The sequence below is a fragment of the Mycobacterium sp. NGS57 genome (assembly GCF_059812405.1).
The window spans coordinates 1-16317 of sequence record NZ_JCALCP010000010.1; the positions used below are offsets into that span (position 1 = coordinate 1).

The following is a 16317-nucleotide window of genomic DNA, read 5'->3' on the forward strand; positions in this document are numbered from 1 at the left end:
CCTAGCGATCGATAACTCCTCATATTTGCGCGACATTTTTTCTCCGCCTCAGACGACGACCTGCTTGGGCATGACGATCGGCTTGAAGCCGTACCGCGGACCCGAGCCGTAGGCGCCGGCGCCCTTGGCCGCCGCACCCACGCCGGGCATGCCCGGCATCGCGGCGACCGGCTCGGCCTCCGAGGCCACGGTCCACCCCGACCCCTCCAGCGGGGCGGCCGACGAGGCCAACGTCGCCGGGGCCGCTGCCGACCAGCTGGCCGGCACGGACAGGCCGCCGACCGCCGCGGCTTCGCCGAGGCCGGCCGTCATCGCCCCGCCCGCGCTGCCCGCCAGCGCGGCTTCGGCGCCCGCGGCCGCACCCGCGACGTCGCCGGCGGCCGCGGCCGCCGGCGCGGCGGCGTTGAGGGTGTGCCCCAGCGATACCGCGTTCGGGATGGCGGCCATGACGAACCACGCCGCCGTGTTGACGGCCCCGTTGACGCCGTTGAACAGCATCGGCGTGCCCATCAGGCCGTCGATGCTGTTCTCGAGGCCCGTCAGGCCGAGCGCGTCGACCACGTTTTGCAAACCCTGACCGATGTAGCCGCCGTTGAATACCGAGGTCAGGTTGCCAACCATGCCCTCGAAGCTCGTCGCCGCCGGCGATGCCGCGGCGTTGGCGAACGCCGCCGAAACCGCACCGCCCTGAACGGCGGCCGCCGCCGGGCTGGCGGTCGGCGCCGCCGGCATCAAGGGCTGCAGAACCCCGGACGCCGTCGATGCGGCCGCGTAGGTGTACATCGTGATCGCGTCCTGGACCCACATCTCGGCGTACAAAGCCTCGGTGGCCATGATCGCCGGCGTGTTGATGCCCAGGAAGTTCGTCGCCACGAGCGCGGCCAGCTGCGCCCGGTTCGCGGCGATCGCCGGCGGCGGCACCGTCCCGGTGAATGCGGCCTCGTAGGCGGCCGCCGACGCGGCCGCCTGGGCGCCCGCCTGCTCGGCCGCCGCGGCCGTGGTGGTCAGCCAGTTCACGTACGGCTGAGCCGCGGCCGCCGCCGCCGCCGACCCCGCGCCCGTCCACTGCTCGGAGGTCAGCGTGGCGACGATCGACTCCCACGACGTCGCCGTGGTGGACAGCTCGGCGGCCAGGTTGTTCCAGGCCGTCGCCGCCGCCATGAGCGGTCCCGACCCGGCGCCGGCGTACATGAGCCCGGAGTTGACCTCGGGAGGCAACGCTGCAAAGTCGAGAACCATGTCGTGTGTCCGTTTCTCTTGTCGGAATCCCGTTACCTAGACGGCCGGCTTGGGCATGACGATCGGCTTGACGCCATAGCGCGGCGCGCCGAAGCCGGCGCTGTTGCGGGCCGCCGTGCCGAGCCCGGGCATTCCGGGCACGATCGTCCCCGGACCGGCCTGCGGCGCCGCCGCGGTCCAGCCCACGGTTTGGACGCCGGTCGCAGGGGTGGTCATCGTGCCGGCCCAACTCGGCGGCACGGACAACTTGCCGACCATGGTCGCCTGGCCCAGCCCGGCCATCGGTGCGGCGGCCATGCCCACGGGGGCGGGCGTTGTCATGCCCACCGCGTCCGTCGCGGCCGCGGCGCCACCTGCCGCGGCGGCGGCGTCGTCGGCGGGTGGGAGGAGACCGCCGCCGGTCATCCCGAGCAGGTTCGAGGCGGCGGAGGCCCAGTTGCCGCCGCCGATGTTGAACTCGTTGGCGAGGTTGCTCGAGAGGCTGAGCGGCTCGCCGTTGGTGCTCCCCAGGGGTCCGCCGAACAGGGTGCTGAGCCCGTCCATGATGTTTTCGGCGGGGGTCGTGGCGGCCACGTTGGCGGCCTCGGTCTGGCTGTAGGTGCCGGAGCTCAACCCCAGCGTGCTGACGAACTGCTGTTGCATCGCCTGCGCCTCCGCGGCGATCTGCTGATAGAGGCCGCCGTACGCCGAGAAGATGCCCGCCTGCAAAGCCGACACCTGGTCGGCCGCGGCCGGGGCGATCGCCGTCGTGGGCGCGGCGGCACCGGCGTTTTGCGCCGTCAGCGCGTTGCCGATTCCCTCCAGCTGCGCCGCGGCGGCGAGCAACTCTTCAGGTATCGCGGTCAGAAAGGACATCTGCTGCTCCCAGTGTTCGAAAACGACGGCCCACCTGCGGTGAGTCGACTCTGTGCGTTGCCGTAACGACCCCTGTGCGTTGACTTGAGGCTAACGACCCATGCCTCCACATTCCCGGCGGAAAAGGCTAGGGTGACAGGCGTTTACGGCTTCTTAACGCGGCTGTCGGCAGTTTTAACGGAGTGCTTTCGGGCGACATCGCGCCGTCATCTGAGACCGGCCGGCAAAGTGCGACCGCGGCCACGGCGCGGCGATCCTAAGCCACGCGCGGCCCGCATGCATCTTGAGAAACGCGGCGCTTTCGGCGGGATGTGGTGCCAAGGGGACCGCCGCGCGCGCTACATTCGCCGCCGGGCCCCCATAGCCCAATTGGCAGAGGCAGCGGACTTAAAATCCGCCCAGTGTCGGTTCGAGTCCGACTGGGGGCACGAGAAACCGGTCGCGGGATCAACCGCCGACGGCGGAACTACATCGCCTGTGCGATCGGGGGCTCGTATTGCCCGGGCTCGGCCAGCAAGCTCGGGAATGGAGGCTGCATGGTCGCCACTACGGGACGGCAGAAGGCGCACAGCTCGGGTCCGATCGTCGGATACCCGCACGCGGGGCAGACGTTGACGGTCACAATCCCGCACCTCCTAGTGGCATGTGTCTAATACCCCTCGGTACCCTCATTTCCGGCCCATCTAAACCCGGCAACGATGGCTTGTCGTATGAACGAACTCCTCGGACCGTCGTGTCCGTGCGGCAGCGGATCCTCCTATCGCGCGTGTTGCGAACCGCTGCACGACGGCGAGCGGCAGGCCCGGTCCGCTGAGGAATTGATGCGGTCGAGGTACTCGGCATACGCATGCGGCGACGCCGGCTACCTATTCCGCACGTGGCACCCGCGAACGCGGCCGACCGACGTGACCGTCGACCCCGCCATCACCTGGACCGGCCTAGAGGTGATCGACACCGTCGCGGGTGGCCCCGGCGACGACCGCGCCGAGGTCGAGTTCACGGCCTCGTTTGTGTCCGCGGGCCGCGCCGGCAGCATGCACGAGCGCAGTCGCTTCGAGCGGCGCGCCGGCCGATGGTTCTACGTCGACGCCATGACGGAAGATCTGTAGGTGCGTTTGGCGTTCGCACGCTCGGCATGCTGAAAATCATGTGCCGCCAAGGACATTCGGCTCTTATGACACCGCCGCAAAATCACTCTGGCTTCGCTCAGCCTGATGCGGACGTACGATGATCCCCGTGAATTGCAGTCGCGGACTGACGCTGGCAGCGGTCGTTGGAGCCGCTGCCGTCGTCTTCGGGCCTGCCGCGGTGGCCGATCCCGGCTCCCCGTCCTATGAGCAAGGCAAACAGGCCATCGACGAACAGGTGCAGCACTACCACGTGCAGCTGAACCCCGGCACCGACCTGAACCAGTACTGCCAGCGAGTCCTCATGAGCGACCTCAAAAGCGGCAAGATAGCCCGGGTGGACTCCGGGCCGGACTTCATTGCCGGTTGCCAGGACGAGGGCCGCGCGCTCCTGGCGTCGCACTGAGAGCCCGGGCCGTAATCTGATCACGGGTTCAGAGAAGGGGCGGCGATGACTGTCGATCGTGTTGATCGTCGGTCGCGAGGCTCGCTGCCGCCGATGCGATGCGGCTGCGTTACATAAGCATCCCGGCGCTGATTTCCGAAGCCGGCGGGGATCCGTGGGCGATCGATCGCAGCCTTCAGATCGGCATCCCGGCGCAGATCTCCAGCCTGGCCGGGGCGTTTCACGCCGCGGGCCGATGCACCACCGAGGCCAACACCGCCTTCGAGCAAGCCCGTAGCCGCTTCGACGCGGCCTGGAACCACCGCGACGGCGATCACCCGATCAACGGCTCCGCCGAGGTGCAGCGCGTGACCACGGCGCTGGGTGCGCAATCGTTGCAATTACCCAAGATCGCGGTGGACTTGGAGAACATCGCCGCCGCGCTGGCCGAGGCGCAGCACAGCGCCGCGGGGCAGATCGCGACGCTGGAGGGCCAGCTGCAGCGCCTCGACGACCTGATCGCCCGGGCGGCGGAAACCCAAAGGGATCCCACCCTCAGCGCCGAGGACCGACACGCGCTCGACGCGTTGATCACCGCGTGCGAGGACGACGCCATTCAGGACACCCGGGCCGCGCTGGCCCGGCTGCAATCGACGCGCACCGGCTACTCGGCCACGCTGCAGAACTCACTGGCGAGCCTGCGCGCCGACGGATACGACCCCAACGCCCTTGAGCCGGTTGACGCGCAGCCGCATCCCGAACAGATTCGCATCCCCCCGCCCACCACCAACCCCGAAGACGCCAAACGGTGGTGGGATTCGCTCAGCCAACAACAACGAGATCAGCTACTCGCCCAGCATCCGGCCGGGCTGGGCAACCTCAACGGCATCGACACCGTCTCGCGTGACACGGTCAACCGGGCGGTGCTGAACGACGACATCGCGCGCATCGAAAACGCCGCGGCACAACATCACGTGCCGGTGGACCAGGTGACCCAGCACCCCGAGCTGTACGGCCTGACGCCGGCGGCCATCATCCGCTACGACAACGCGGTGCAGACGCGCAACGGACTGAACACCAACGGCACCAACCCCGACGGCACCAAGAACCCGGTGTTCCTGCAGACCTACGATCCCGAAGCCTTCGGCGGGCGGGGCAGGGAAGCCATCGCGATCGGAAATCCCGACACCGCCGACAACACCACCGTGCTGGTACCGGGGACCGGTAGCAGCGTTCGCGACGGCTATCTGAGTCACACCGACGGGCGACACCTCTACAACGAAGCCCGCCGGGCCGATCTCAACAAAACCGATTCGGTGCTGGTGTGGATGGGATATCACGCGCCCGACAGCGCGCTCGACCCGCAAATCGGGCAACCGTCGCTGGCCAGGCAGGGCGGTGGTCTGCTCGCCGGGGATGTCAACGCGCTCGGGGTAACCCACCAACCCGGAACGTCGCATGTGACCGTGGTCGGCCACTCCTACGGCTCGACCACGGTGGCCGACGCCGCGGCGGGATCCGGGATGCACGCCAACGACGTCGTGCTGGTCGGCTGTCCCGGAACCGATCTCGCCCACAACGCCGGCGACTTCCACCTCGCTGACGGCGGGCACGTCTACGTCGGCGCCGCCTCGTCGGACCCCATCACGCACCTGGGCGGCATCCAGGGCCACCTGCCCGGAACCGGGGTGACGATCGGGCTCGGCAACGACCCGGCCGTCGAAGGCTACGGCTCAACCCGATTCAAAGCGGAAGTCCCCGGACTGACCTTCCCGTTGAAGGACCACAGCACCTACTTCACGCCCGGAGACGAATCGTTGTTCGGCATCGCCGACATCGCGTCCGGTCACGGTGACGCCTTGGCGCGCGACCACATGACCGCCCAGCATCGCGGCACCTACTGGATGCCTGACGAATTCGACCCGGAGGCACTCCGGCCCGGCACGGGCGGCCACTACCATTGAACAAATCGGCCAACACCCTCGAGAGGACCAACGCCGGCATGTGGCGTTCGGCGATTGCCTACATCGCGGCGGCGATGCTCGCCGTCGCGCTTCAATCCTGCAGCACCGTAAGGAATCTCAGCGAAGGGGTGCCTCACCCGATGACTCCGGAACAATCCAAGGCGCAAGTTGTCAACGCGGCCCGAGAGGTGGCCGTGACCCTGGGACTCAAAGGCGTCTCGGGTCATTTCAGCCGGGAGTCCTGTAACGACCAGGCCGAGGCGCCGTTCCGTGGAGTTGTCGGGCTCGCCTACGACCACGCGCCGACGCTCGAAGCGTCGCAGGCCGAGATCCAACGCATGATCGCGGTGCTCAAACAGCACGGCTGGGGCGCTCCCGGCGACTTCCAGACCCACGCCGCCGCGGTGGGCAAACAGGGCGTCACCGCGGTATTCGACCCGTACTCTCCGGTCCAGAACGCGGGGGGATCGATCACCATTTACGGGGAATGCCGCGACATGACGACGAAAGCCAACACCCTCCCCGAGCAGATACCGCCGGATCAGCTGACGTGATCGCCGCGTCGCAGTGACCGGGGACCCGCGCGGCGACGCCGTGTCCGGCCAATACGACCGGTGGGAGTACCCGCCCCCGGTGGCCGACCTCGAGGCCTGGACCAAAAACCATTGGGATTGGTTCGATCCGTTCTGGGCGCATCGCGTCTTGTGGCCGGACCGGGACTACCGACCGGACCTCGACATCCTGATCGCGGGGTGCGGCACCTATCAGGCGGCGGTCTTCGCGTTCATGAACCGCGCCGCGAACGTGGTGGCGATCGACGTCAGCCGCACCGCGCTGGATCACGAGCGCTACCTGAAGGAAAAGCACGCGCTGACGAACCTGGAGTTGCACCTGCTTCCGATCGACGAGGTGTCCACGCTGGGGCGCGATTTCGACCTCATCGTGTCCAGCGGGGTCCTGCACCACACGGCCGATCCCGTGGCCGGGCTGACGGCGCTGGGCGAATGTCTGCGCACCGACGGGGCTTTGGGCGTCATGCTCTACGCCAAGTACGGCCGGATCGGGGTCGAGATCCTCGAATCGGTGTTCCGCGACCTCGGGCTCGGCCAGGACGAGGCGTCGGTCCAACTGGTCAAAGACACGATCGCACTGCTGCCTGCCGACCACCCGGTGCGCAGCTACCTCAAGGTGGCGAGCGACCTGCGCTCCGACGGCGCCCTGGTCGACACGTTCCTGCACAGCCGGCAGCGCAGCTACACCGTCGCCGAATGCCTGGATCTGGTCGGTGCCGCGGGACTGGCATTCCAGGGCTGGTTTCACAACAGGCCCTACTACCCGCACGACCTCCTGGCGCCGGCCGGCGGACTGCAGTCAGCGCTGGACCAATTGCCCGACACCGAGCTGTGGTCGGCGATGGAACGCCTGCAGACGGCCAATGCCACCCATTTCTTCATTGCCTGCCGCCCCGAACGCCCGAAAGACCAGTACGCGATCGACTTCTCGGCGACCGCGTGGCTCGACTACGTTCCGCTGCCGCGCGCGGCGTGCGTGCTGTCCGGCGACGAGATCTTGCTGCCCGGCGCGAAGCTGAAGCTCGACCCGGATCAGCTGCGTTTCGTCCGGCACGTCGACGGTGATCGCACGATCCGGCAGATCATCGAGTGCGTGGCGGGAGGCGCCCCGACTGAGCCGCGGGAGTTCGCGCGCAACCTGTTCCGCTCGCTGTGGCGCCTCGACTTTCTGGCGATGGCGCTGCCGGCGCAGCCCACCAGTTAGCACCGCTGGGATCTATCAGATCCGGCAGCCAATGGCGTGCGTAGGGCTGCGAACAAATAACGCCGGGCTCCGCCGCCAGGTGCAATTCACAACGGTGGAACTGCGTGGCTACTACCAGGAGCGGGTTGTGGCTAGGGTGAGCGGAATCATGACTTCGCCGACCAACACCGCCGCACGACCCGAGCCATTAATCCGTTCAGGCTGCGGGGTTTTGCGTAGCGATCACAGCTGTGACTGTGGCGCGGAGGCGGTGCGGAGCGTCGAAGCGTGAACGGGAGGGGGGGGCGGCACGCACGCCTTCCCGCGGCCTCGCGACCATTGTGGGCGCGGCGCGGTGTGTGGTTGCTCGCGCTGTGTGGGGTGCTGATTATTGCCGCAGGAGCGATCGTTGCGTTCGAGCTCGCACCGGCGAGACAGCGGGTCAGTTCTGTGGCGCCGTCCTTTACGGCCACTTCTAACTCGTCGGCGTCTCGAGCGGTAGCCCGCCCCACCGCGGCGCCGCCGAGTCCGGCCAGTCTTGCGGATGAGTTTGCGCAGCTGCAGCTGGAGCTACATGCCACGACCGGCGTGGTTCTGCGTCCTGTCGGCGCGGACTCGAAGGGTTCCGCGACCACGCTGGGCGGCTGGAATTCGGGGCCGGCCTGGTCGACGATCAAGGTGCCGTTAGTGATCGCGGCGATGCGGCAACAGAACACCGATGAGATGACCAAGCCGATGACCGCCGCAATCACTGAATCAGACAACGCGGCCGCGGAGTCGCTGTGGGAGGGCCTCGGTGCTCCGACGACCGCAGCCAGCAAGGTCGATTCCGTGCTGCGCGAAATGGGTGACCCGACCGTAGTGCAGTCACAGAAGGTGCGGCCCGAATACACCGCGTTCGGTCAGACCGATTGGTCGCTGGTCGATCAAGCCCTGTTCCTTTCGGCGGCGGCCTGTGAGCCCCGCAACCAGCCGGTGTTGGGCTTGATGGGACAGGTGGACGAAGACCAACGATGGGGGCTAGGCCGACTTCCCGGTACCAGGATCAAGGGCGGTTGGGGACCATCCCCGTCCGGGCGCTACTTGGTGCGGCAGATCGGCATCCTGCCCGCACCGCGAGGGTCGCTGGTAGTGGCGATGGCTGCCGAACCGGATTCGGGGTCCTTCGCCGACGGCACCACGGCTCTCAACGAAATCGCAGACTGGCTGCACGCCCACCTCGATGTCCTGCCCTACGGGCAGTGCGGGCGGTAGCCGAGCTCAGTAGAGGTACACAATGGCGTCGTTGCCGCCGCGGCACGTGATCCACGCATCGGAAGCGTAAGCGGCGCACTGCATGAGGAAATTGTTGCCGTCGCACTGTCCGCCGACCGTCGGGCACCGGACTGCGCCGGGGGCGGAAACGGTACGCGGATCTCGGCTGGCGTTACCGTACCGATTCCAGTAGGCGAGTAGGACGCTGCGGGCGAAAAAGCATGAGGTGCCATCGGATCCGCGCTGAGAGTGGGTCCCAAAGCCGCTCATGTTGGTCAACGAGAAACCTGTGTCGCAGGATTCGTGGCTGGCGCTGTTGTCCGGCCCAACCACCGCGGGCGGCAACGCCGGGCCGGGCGGGTAAGGCGGGGAGGGCAGCGGTTGCGGCTGATAGGACGGTGGTGTTTCCGACCCGTAAGGCGGCGCCGCGGCCGGAGTGACGTAGCCGGCCGACGGTTCTGCTTTGTCCGGGCCACGAGTTTGACGCGCGAGCAGCCCGATGATCACACCTATGCCGCCCAGCAACAGCGCGGCGGCGACGATGATGACCGCGGGCACCAGCCACGGCCGGCGCTGGTTGGTCGCTCTGCGGGGAGTGGGCCGCCATGCCGGGCGGGTGGGTCCGCCGTCGTAGGGCGGGGGTCCCGCGACGGCATCCGGGCCTTGTTGTGTCGCAAAGGGGCCACTGTTAGGCCCGTATGCGGCGCCTGCGCCCAATGCCCGCTGCGCGGCGCGGCCGAATGCCCCCGCGCTCCCATAGCGGTCGTCGGGATCTTTGGCCATGCCACGGGCGATCACGTCGTCGAGGGCGACCGGCACGCTCGGGTTGGCGGTGCTGGGCCGCGGAGGGGGTGCCGACAGGTGGGCGGCCATCAACTGCTCGATCCCGGGAGCGGTGAATGGAGGACGACCGGTGAGGGCCTCGTAGAGCACCGCGGCCATGGAGTACACGTCGACCGCTGGCGTCGTCGGTCGGTCTTCGAACCGCTCCGGAGCCATGTAGGCGAACGAGCCGATCGCCGAGCCCGCTACCGTGAGACGGGTGTCGCCGAGGTTCTGGGCGATGCCGAAGTCGATGAGGTAGGCGAAGTCTTCGGCCGAAGTGACCAGGATGTTCTGCGGTTTGACGTCGCGGTGGATCATGCCTTGGGCGTGGCCGGCGTCGAGGGCTGCCGCGATCTGGCGGATGATTGCCACCGCGCGCTCGGGCTGCAGCGGGCCTTGCTTGAGTAGTTCGTTCAGGTCTTGTCCGCGGACCAGCCGCATGTCGATGAAAAGGCTGCCGTCGGCTTCGCCCCAGTCGTAGATCGGGATGACGTGGGGTTCCTCCAATATCGCCGCGGCACGCGATTCCCGCTGGAATCTGGTCCGGAACCGCTCATCATTGGAGAACTCCTGGCGCAGGATCTTCAACGCGACCGTGCGGTCTTTGGTGGTGTCGTAAGCCTCGTACACCTCGCCCATGCCACCAACGCCAAGCACTCGGTTGAGCTTGTACTTGCCGAACATCGTTCCGATGCGGGCATTTGCCGAAACCACGACACCTCCCTTCGCTCGACTAGCAGTATCCGTCGCAGGGCCGACATCGCGGGCCAATATCCGAAGACCTCAGGGTGCTGGGGACGGCCGGTATCGGTCACGACGATGCCGATGTCGCGCACATCCAGCCGGCCTTCCGCGGCGTCTGCGCCGAAGCCGACGAATACGCATGGAATGGTTAGGAGTCGCGATTGTTGCCCGCGAGACGCGCTAGTTGTCATCAGCGAAGGGTCATTCCGGGCCGAGCTGAGCGAAAACCACGCCCCCGAGGAAGCGGCGAACCTTCACTCATAAACTGACCCATCGTGGGCATGCTCATTCGCTTGGCACCGTGGATCGTCTATTGGCTGCTCGTCGGTCACGTCCCGCTCGTCGCCGCCGCGTTGATCGCGCTGGCGTTCGCCGTCGCGACGTTCGCGATCGACCGCACCGGAGACAAGCTCTTCCAAACCGGCGCCGTCGCAACGTTTTTGGTGCTGACCATCCTGACGTTCGCGCTCGGCGACGCGTTCGGTCAGCGCTGGATGCTGCCGCTGAGCATCGCGGGCGCCCTCGTGGTGGCGCTCGCCGGCGCGCTGACCGGCAAGCCGTTCGTGCGGGAGTTCGCCGCCGCCGAACAGCCCGACGACGTCGTCAGGACGGAGCTGTTCGCCCGCTCGGTCGCCGTGTTGACCTGGGTCTGGATCGCCGCGTTCGCCGGCATGACCGTGTCGTCGGCGATCCCGGCGGCCCTGGACGCGAGGGCCCCGCTTTCGTACGTGTGCTCCTGGATCATCCCGTTCTCGCTGCTGGGCCTGGCCGCGCTGGCGTCGCGGGCCATCCCGGCCCGGATGCTGACCGGGATCGACGACGTCGCCCGCGAGACCTCGTTCGTCGCCTACGACGAAGCCACCATCGACGAGCTGTACTACCTGGCACAAGAGCACGCCAACCGCGAGGTCGGTCCCGGCAAGGAGGCCTACCAGGTCAAGGTCGGCGGCATGGGGACGCCGCTGACCGGAGACGACTCGCGCAAGTCGTGGCCGTCCACCTACAAGGTGCGCGACAAGCGGCACTAGCCGGAAACCAAAGGAGCATCGCGATATGAGCACGCCCAGTCCAGATGCCATCCGCGCTGAAACGATCACCATCACCGGCCACGGCGGCGACGAGATCGAGGCCTACCGCGCCATGCCCCTCGCCGACGGCTCGCGCGGCGGGATCGTGTGGATCCACCACATGCCCGGCTACGACCGCGAAACCAAGGAGTTCGTCCGGCGCCTCGCCGTCAGCGGCTTTCACGCGGTGGCGCCGAACCTGTATTCACGCGAGGCGCCCGGCGCCGCACCCGACGACGCGGCCGCGGCCGCACGCGCGGCCGGTGGCGTGCCCGACGACCGGCTGGTCGGCGACGTCGGCGGCGCCGTCGAACACCTGCGTTCGCTGCCGGGCGCCAACGGGAAGTTCGGTGTCATCGGGCACTGCTCGGGCGGGCGGCACGCGTACCTGGCGGCGTGCTCGCTGCCGTTCGACGCCGCGGTGGACTGCTACGGCGCCTTCATCGTCGAGGACGCGCCCGAGGGCATGCCCAAGACCATGAAACCGATCCTGCAACTGGCGGAGAACCTCAGCTGCCCGCTGCTGGGCCTGTTCGGCGCCGACGACATGTTCCCGGCGCCCGACGGGGTTGCCGCGCTGGACGCCGAGCTGACCCGGCTGGGCAAGCCGCACGAATTCCACTCCTACGACGGCGCCGGCCACTCGTTCTTTTCCGTCGACCGCCCGGCGTACCGGCCGGAAGCGGCGGTGGACGGCTGGCGCCGCATCGACGACTTTTTCGCCGCCCACCTGAAAGGCTAGGTGCGCCAACGCATGTGCACATATCTCACCGAACACGTGCAAATCGACGGCAGCGGCAAGGGCGGCACCGGATGGTTCGGCGCGAGCCGCGCCACGGTCTACGTCGACCACCCCGTGCACGCGCCCTACGGCCACACCCTCAACATCGATGTGATCAACCCCGAGCTGGGCCCGTCGGCCCGGGTCGCCCTCGAACTGACCGAGGAGAGCGCCCTGGCGCTGGCCGACGCCATCCGCGCCGCGATCGCGCACGCGCCGGCCGGGCTGGCCTCCAAGGACCAGGCGTGACCGCCGAACGTGACTACCCGCAACCGGCCGCCGCCCGCGGACGCGTCGAACCCGCGCCCCGCCGGGTCCGGGGCTACCTCGGCCCCGAGCTGATCTTCGACACCACCGCGGCCCGCTACGTGTGGGAATTGCCGTACTACCCAGCGTATTACGTGCCGCTGGCCGACGTGCGCAACGAGCTCCTGGTCGACGAGAACCACCCGCAGAAGGTGCAGCTCGGCCCGTCGCGGCTGCACTCCCTGGTCTGCGGCGGGAAGACCTACCCGTCGGCGGCGCGGGTGTTCGACGTCGACGGCGACAGCCCCGTCGCGGGCACCGTGCGGTTCGACTGGGATCCGCTGCGGTGGTTCGAGGAAGACGAGCCGATCTACGGCCACCCCCGCAACCCGTACTCCCGGGTCGACCCGCTGCGCTCACACCGCCACGTCCGTGTCGAGCTGGACGGAATCGTGTTGGCGGACACCACATCCCCGGTATTGCTGTTCGAAACCGGTTTGCCCACAAGGTATTACATCGATCCCACCGACGTCGCGTTCGAGCACCTGGAATCCAGCCCCACCCAGACGCTGTGCCCGTACAAGGGCGTGACGTCGGGCTACTGGTCGGTGCGCACCGGCGACACCGTGCACCCGGATTTGGCGTGGACGTATCACTATCCGCTGCCGGCGGTCGGCCAGATCGCCGGCCTGGTCGCCTTCTACAACGAGAAGCTCGACATCGTCGTCGACGGCAAAGCCCTGCCGCGGCCGCAAACGCAGTTCAGCTGAGCCGACACCGATTTCGCCGGGACGCGCGCAAACCGGCCGAATGTGACATTTGCCTCGTCGGCTCGAAAACCCTGAGAATTCCTTAATTATTCGGCCCGGCGCCGAAAATTCGGAAGCTTAGCCGCGCAGGCGATGCGCCTGGCAGGAGGCGTGGCTGCATTCGCTACCAACCGGACCGCGGTTTTGTGAATAAGGGGAATATAAGGGCGGATGCGGCCGTCGGTGTGACCTGCCCGACAGCCGCGGTTCCGGATCCATTTTGCGCGAAATCGGCTCGGTAAAATCCATGTAAAGCAGCCATCGACTGATGGCGGCAGCCCGCTTTTCGGCAGGGCCGCCGGTGTGTCGCAACGCGTTGTCCAGGCCACCAGGTGCCCGCGGGCGTATCACATTTGAAGCAAAGGCGGTGCCGGCATGCACGTTGTGAACCATCACAAGGACGATCACGTCATCGAGCTGGGTGCGGCGCCGGGATTCCCTCTGGTGGTCCGGGTTGCCGTGCGCCAGGGCCCGATCACCGACATCGTCGCCAGCCCCGACGGCACCCGGCTGATGGTGGCCAACAACGGTTACGACAGCGTCTCGGTCATCGACACCCACAGTTGCCGCGTCGTGCAAACCATCGACGGGCTCGACGAGCCCTTCGCCCTGGCCGTGGGCGGCCATGACACCCACCGCGCCTATGTCGGCACCGTGTCGTCGGCGTACGACGCGATCGAGGTCATCGACGCGGCGACCGGCACCGTCGTCGCGACGCACCCGTTGGCGCTCAACGTGAGCGACCTGGCGGTGAGCCCCGACGGCAACCGCGCCTACGCCAGCCGCAACGGCTCAAGCGGCCCCGACGTCGTCGTACTGAACACCAGGACAGGTCACGCCGAGGCGATCGCCCTGCCCACCCGGGCGGGCACCACCACGCAATGCGTGCGGTCCGGCGCCGACGGGCGCCGCCTCTACGTCGCCACCAACGGCCCGGCCGGCGGCCAGCTCGTCGTGGTCGACACGCACGCGCGGCGCGCCGCCAGCACAGTCGAGATCGGCCTGCCGATCCGCGACGTCGCGCTCAGCCCCAACGGCGCGATCGCCTACGTGGCCAGCTGCGCCCCCGAATTGGGCGCGGTGATCGACGTCGTCGACACCCGCACCGCCAAGATCACCGGCACCCGCAAGCTCGGCGAGATCGGTGGCTCGCCCGCCGGGGTCACCCAGCTGACGCTCAGCGGCGACGGCGATCGCGCCTACCTGGTCGGCGAGGACGGCATCACCGTGCTGTGCACGCTCACCCACGACGTCATCGGCACCATCGCGGTGGCCGGCCAGCCGTCGTGTGTGGTCGAAAGCGCCGACGCCAGATACCTGTACATCGCCGACTATTCCGGCACGGTCACCGTGGCGCCGGTCGCCTCGATCGTCGCGCTGGGCTCGGAGGTCTCGGAGGCCTCGATGGTCGGGGCCCCCGGCGAGTGGGTCGTGCCCGAGCTGCCGCAGTACGAGCCCGCCCTCGCCTGATCGCCCGGGTGAACCGCGCCTAAAACGCGTGTTGTCCGGGAACCCGTTTTCTCACGGCCGGGTGCGGCGATAGCATTCGCCCGACCGCCCCCGAGGCGGTGCCGCGTCGAGAGTAAGGCGGTACATCGATGGACAGCACGATGCAGGACTACCCGCTGACGATCGCCGCGATCATGCGGCACGGCTGCGGTGTGCACGGGGCGCGCACGGTCACCACCGCCACCGGCGACGGATACCGGCAGACCACCTACCGCGAGCTGGGTCAGCAGGCCGGCCAGTTGGCAAACGCGTTGCGCCGCCTCGGCGTTAGCGGGGACCAGCGCGTCGCGACGTTCATGTGGAACAACGCCGAACACCTGGCGACCTACCTCGCGGTGCCGTCGATGGGCGCGGTCCTGCACACGCTGAACATCCGCCTGTTCCCCGAGCAGATCGCCTACGTGGCCAACGAGGCGCAGGACCAGGTGGTGCTCGTCGACGCGTCACTGGCCAAGCTGCTGGCGCCGGTCCTGCCCGAGCTCGAGACCGTGCACACCGTGATCCTGGTGGGCGACGGCGACCCCGGGGCGCTGCAGCAATCCGGCAAGTCCGTGCTGCGCTACGCCGAAGTGATCGACGCCGAATCGCCGGACTTCGACTGGCCGCAGATCGACGAGCGATCCGCGGCCGCGATGTGCTACACGAGCGGCACCACCGGCAACCCGAAAGGTGTTGTCTACAGCCATCGTTCGAGTTACCTGCACACCATGGCTGCCTGCACCGTCAACGGCATCGGGGTGGGGGCCGTCGACTGCATCCTGCCGGTCGTGCCGATGTTTCACGCCAACGCCTGGGGGCTGCCGTACGCGGCGCTGATGGCGGGTGCGGACCTGGTGCTGCCCGATCGCCATCTCGATGCGAAGTCGCTGATCGACATGGTGGAAAAGCTGCGGCCCACCGTCACGGGCGCGGTGCCGACGATCTGGAACGACGTGCTGCACCGCCTGGACGACGAGCCCGACCACGACATGTCCTCGCTGCGCCTGGTGGTGTGCGGCGGGTCGGCCGTCCCGGTCTCGCTGATGCGCACGTTCGAGGAAAAGCACGGCGTGCAGATCCGCCAGCTGTGGGGCATGACCGAGACGTCGCCGATGGCCACCATGGCCTGGCCGCCGCCGGGCACCCCCGAGGACCAGCACTGGTCGTACCGGGCCACCCAGGGTCAACCCGTGTGCGGGGTGGAGATGCGCATCGTCGACGACGACGGCGCGGTGCTGCCCAACGACGGCGAGGCCGTGGGTGAGGTGGAAGTCCGCGGCCCGTGGATCGCGGGTTCCTACTACCTGGGCCGCGACGAGTCGAGGTTCGACTCCGGCTGGCTGCGCACCGGCGACGTCGGACGCATCGACGAGCGGGGCTTCGTCACCCTGACCGACCGCGCCAAGGACGTCATCAAGTCCGGCGGGGAATGGATTTCCTCGGTCGAGCTGGAGAACTGCCTGATCGGGCACCCCGAGGTGGTCGAGGCGGCCGTCGTCGGGGTCCCCGACGAGCGCTGGCAGGAGCGGCCGCTGGCGGTCGTGGTGGCCAAGGGCTCCTCGGTGAGCGCCGACGAGCTGCGAAAGTTCCTGGGGGACAAGGTCGCTCGGTGGTGGCTGCCCGAGCGGTGGACGTTCGTCGAGGAGATTCCGCGCACCAGCGTCGGCAAGTACGACAAGAAGGCCATCCGCGCGCGATACGCCGAGGACGGCTACGACGTGGCCGAGTCCCGCGACTGACCGTGGTGTGAGCGCGAGCAGGCGCAGAATCGCATAGTT

The 16317-nt window shown here is 68.2% G+C and carries 16 protein-coding genes and 1 tRNA gene; 13 read left to right on the top strand and 4 right to left on the bottom strand.

Annotated features, from left to right (window positions below; translation table 11 throughout):
• Window positions 1-48: 48 nt before the first annotated feature.
• Both AC5Y43_RS19155 and AC5Y43_RS19160 read right to left on the bottom strand, forming a co-directional pair.
• On the bottom strand, window positions 49-1239 hold the full coding sequence (locus AC5Y43_RS19155) for a PPE family protein (RefSeq protein WP_499975005.1): 1191 nt from the start codon (window positions 1237-1239) through the stop codon (window positions 49-51).
• A gap of 36 nt (window positions 1240-1275) precedes the next feature.
• Window positions 1276-2094: a PPE family protein, SVP subgroup gene (locus AC5Y43_RS19160; RefSeq protein WP_499975006.1), complete on the bottom strand. Its 819-nt coding sequence runs from the start codon at window positions 2092-2094 to the stop codon at window positions 1276-1278.
• A gap of 354 nt (window positions 2095-2448) precedes the next feature.
• Here AC5Y43_RS19160 and AC5Y43_RS19165 point away from each other — a divergent pair.
• Window positions 2449-2522 (top strand) — tRNA-Leu (locus tag AC5Y43_RS19165).
• A 38-nt stretch (window positions 2523-2560) separates the two neighbouring features.
• On the opposite strand, the gene AC5Y43_RS19170 is transcribed toward AC5Y43_RS19165, so the two are convergent.
• Window positions 2561-2716 carry a hypothetical protein gene (locus tag AC5Y43_RS19170; RefSeq protein WP_499975008.1) on the bottom strand — a complete coding sequence of 52 codons (156 nt, stop codon included), beginning with the start codon at window positions 2714-2716 and terminating at the stop codon, window positions 2561-2563.
• Between the two features lie 88 nt (window positions 2717-2804).
• Here AC5Y43_RS19170 and AC5Y43_RS19175 point away from each other — a divergent pair, with 88 nt between their 5' ends.
• The 6 genes from AC5Y43_RS19175 to AC5Y43_RS19200 all read left to right on the top strand — a co-directional run bounded on the left by AC5Y43_RS19175 (window position 2805) and on the right by AC5Y43_RS19200 (window position 8579).
• Window positions 2805-3203: a YchJ family protein gene (locus AC5Y43_RS19175; protein ID WP_499975009.1), complete on the top strand. Its 399-nt coding sequence runs from the start codon at window positions 2805-2807 to the stop codon at window positions 3201-3203.
• A 118-nt stretch (window positions 3204-3321) separates the two neighbouring features.
• Entirely contained in the window at window positions 3322-3627 is a 306-nt protein-coding gene (locus tag AC5Y43_RS19180) for a hypothetical protein (RefSeq protein ID WP_499975010.1), read from the top strand.
• A gap of 98 nt (window positions 3628-3725) precedes the next feature.
• Complete coding sequence (locus AC5Y43_RS19185) at window positions 3726-5570, top strand: putative alpha/beta hydrolase (RefSeq protein ID WP_499975012.1); 1845 nt, start codon at window positions 3726-3728, stop codon at window positions 5568-5570.
• 38 nt (window positions 5571-5608) lie between these two features.
• Window positions 5609-6124 carry a lipoprotein LppJ family protein gene (locus AC5Y43_RS19190; RefSeq protein WP_499975373.1) on the top strand — a complete coding sequence of 172 codons (516 nt, stop codon included), beginning with the start codon at window positions 5609-5611 and terminating at the stop codon, window positions 6122-6124.
• A gap of 13 nt (window positions 6125-6137) precedes the next feature.
• On the top strand, window positions 6138-7346 hold the full coding sequence (locus AC5Y43_RS19195; RefSeq protein WP_499975013.1) for a class I SAM-dependent methyltransferase: 1209 nt from the start codon (window positions 6138-6140) through the stop codon (window positions 7344-7346).
• A gap of 336 nt (window positions 7347-7682) precedes the next feature.
• Window positions 7683-8579: a hypothetical protein gene (locus AC5Y43_RS19200; protein WP_499975015.1), complete on the top strand. Its 897-nt coding sequence runs from the start codon at window positions 7683-7685 to the stop codon at window positions 8577-8579.
• A 6-nt stretch (window positions 8580-8585) separates the two neighbouring features.
• Here the strand turns inward: AC5Y43_RS19200 and AC5Y43_RS19205 are convergent, their stop codons facing one another.
• Complete coding sequence (locus AC5Y43_RS19205; protein ID WP_499975374.1) at window positions 8586-10088, bottom strand: serine/threonine-protein kinase; 1503 nt, start codon at window positions 10086-10088, stop codon at window positions 8586-8588.
• Window positions 10089-10423: 335 nt separating this feature from the next.
• Between AC5Y43_RS19205 and AC5Y43_RS19210 the strand changes: the two genes are divergently transcribed.
• From AC5Y43_RS19210 to AC5Y43_RS19235, 6 genes are all read left to right on the top strand, one after another.
• Window positions 10424-11176: a hypothetical protein gene (locus AC5Y43_RS19210; protein ID WP_499975017.1), complete on the top strand. Its 753-nt coding sequence runs from the start codon at window positions 10424-10426 to the stop codon at window positions 11174-11176.
• A 25-nt stretch (window positions 11177-11201) separates the two neighbouring features.
• Window positions 11202-11957: a dienelactone hydrolase family protein gene (locus AC5Y43_RS19215; RefSeq protein WP_499975019.1), complete on the top strand. Its 756-nt coding sequence runs from the start codon at window positions 11202-11204 to the stop codon at window positions 11955-11957.
• Between the two features lie 12 nt (window positions 11958-11969).
• Window positions 11970-12245 (top strand): DUF6295 family protein, encoded by a 276-nt coding sequence (locus tag AC5Y43_RS19220; protein WP_499975021.1) that lies wholly within the window; start codon window positions 11970-11972, stop codon window positions 12243-12245.
• Window positions 12242-13012 (top strand): DUF427 domain-containing protein, encoded by a 771-nt coding sequence (locus AC5Y43_RS19225; RefSeq protein WP_499975022.1) that lies wholly within the window; start codon window positions 12242-12244, stop codon window positions 13010-13012. Before AC5Y43_RS19220 ends, AC5Y43_RS19225 begins: the two co-directional genes overlap by 4 nt.
• A 414-nt stretch (window positions 13013-13426) precedes the next feature.
• Window positions 13427-14521 carry a YncE family protein gene (locus AC5Y43_RS19230; RefSeq protein WP_499975024.1) on the top strand — a complete coding sequence of 365 codons (1095 nt, stop codon included), beginning with the start codon at window positions 13427-13429 and terminating at the stop codon, window positions 14519-14521.
• A gap of 128 nt (window positions 14522-14649) precedes the next feature.
• A complete protein-coding gene (locus AC5Y43_RS19235; protein WP_499975025.1) occupies window positions 14650-16278 on the top strand; it encodes a long-chain fatty acid--CoA ligase in 1629 nt (542 codons plus the stop codon).
• Window positions 16279-16317: the final 39 nt, after the last annotated feature.

Excerpts from the sequence above, each read along its gene's own strand:
- AC5Y43_RS19155 (WP_499975005.1), bottom strand. The coding sequence starts at position 1,239 with ATGGTTCTCGACTTTGCAGCGTTGCCTCCCGAGGTCAACTCCGGGCTC.
- AC5Y43_RS19160 (WP_499975006.1), bottom strand. The coding sequence starts at position 2,094 with ATGTCCTTTCTGACCGCGATACCTGAAGAGTTGCTCGCCGCCGCGGCG.
- AC5Y43_RS19175 (WP_499975009.1), top strand. The coding sequence starts at position 2,805 with ATGAACGAACTCCTCGGACCGTCGTGTCCGTGCGGCAGCGGATCCTCC.
- AC5Y43_RS19180 (WP_499975010.1), top strand. The coding sequence starts at position 3,322 with ATGATCCCCGTGAATTGCAGTCGCGGACTGACGCTGGCAGCGGTCGTT.
- AC5Y43_RS19185 (WP_499975012.1), top strand. The coding sequence starts at position 3,726 with ATGCGGCTGCGTTACATAAGCATCCCGGCGCTGATTTCCGAAGCCGGC.
- AC5Y43_RS19190 (WP_499975373.1), top strand. The coding sequence starts at position 5,609 with ATGTGGCGTTCGGCGATTGCCTACATCGCGGCGGCGATGCTCGCCGTC.
- AC5Y43_RS19205 (WP_499975374.1), bottom strand. The coding sequence starts at position 10,088 with ATGTTCGGCAAGTACAAGCTCAACCGAGTGCTTGGCGTTGGTGGCATG.
- AC5Y43_RS19215 (WP_499975019.1), top strand. The coding sequence starts at position 11,202 with ATGAGCACGCCCAGTCCAGATGCCATCCGCGCTGAAACGATCACCATC.
- AC5Y43_RS19220 (WP_499975021.1), top strand. The coding sequence starts at position 11,970 with ATGTGCACATATCTCACCGAACACGTGCAAATCGACGGCAGCGGCAAG.
- AC5Y43_RS19230 (WP_499975024.1), top strand. The coding sequence starts at position 13,427 with ATGCACGTTGTGAACCATCACAAGGACGATCACGTCATCGAGCTGGGT.
- AC5Y43_RS19235 (WP_499975025.1), top strand. The coding sequence starts at position 14,650 with ATGGACAGCACGATGCAGGACTACCCGCTGACGATCGCCGCGATCATG.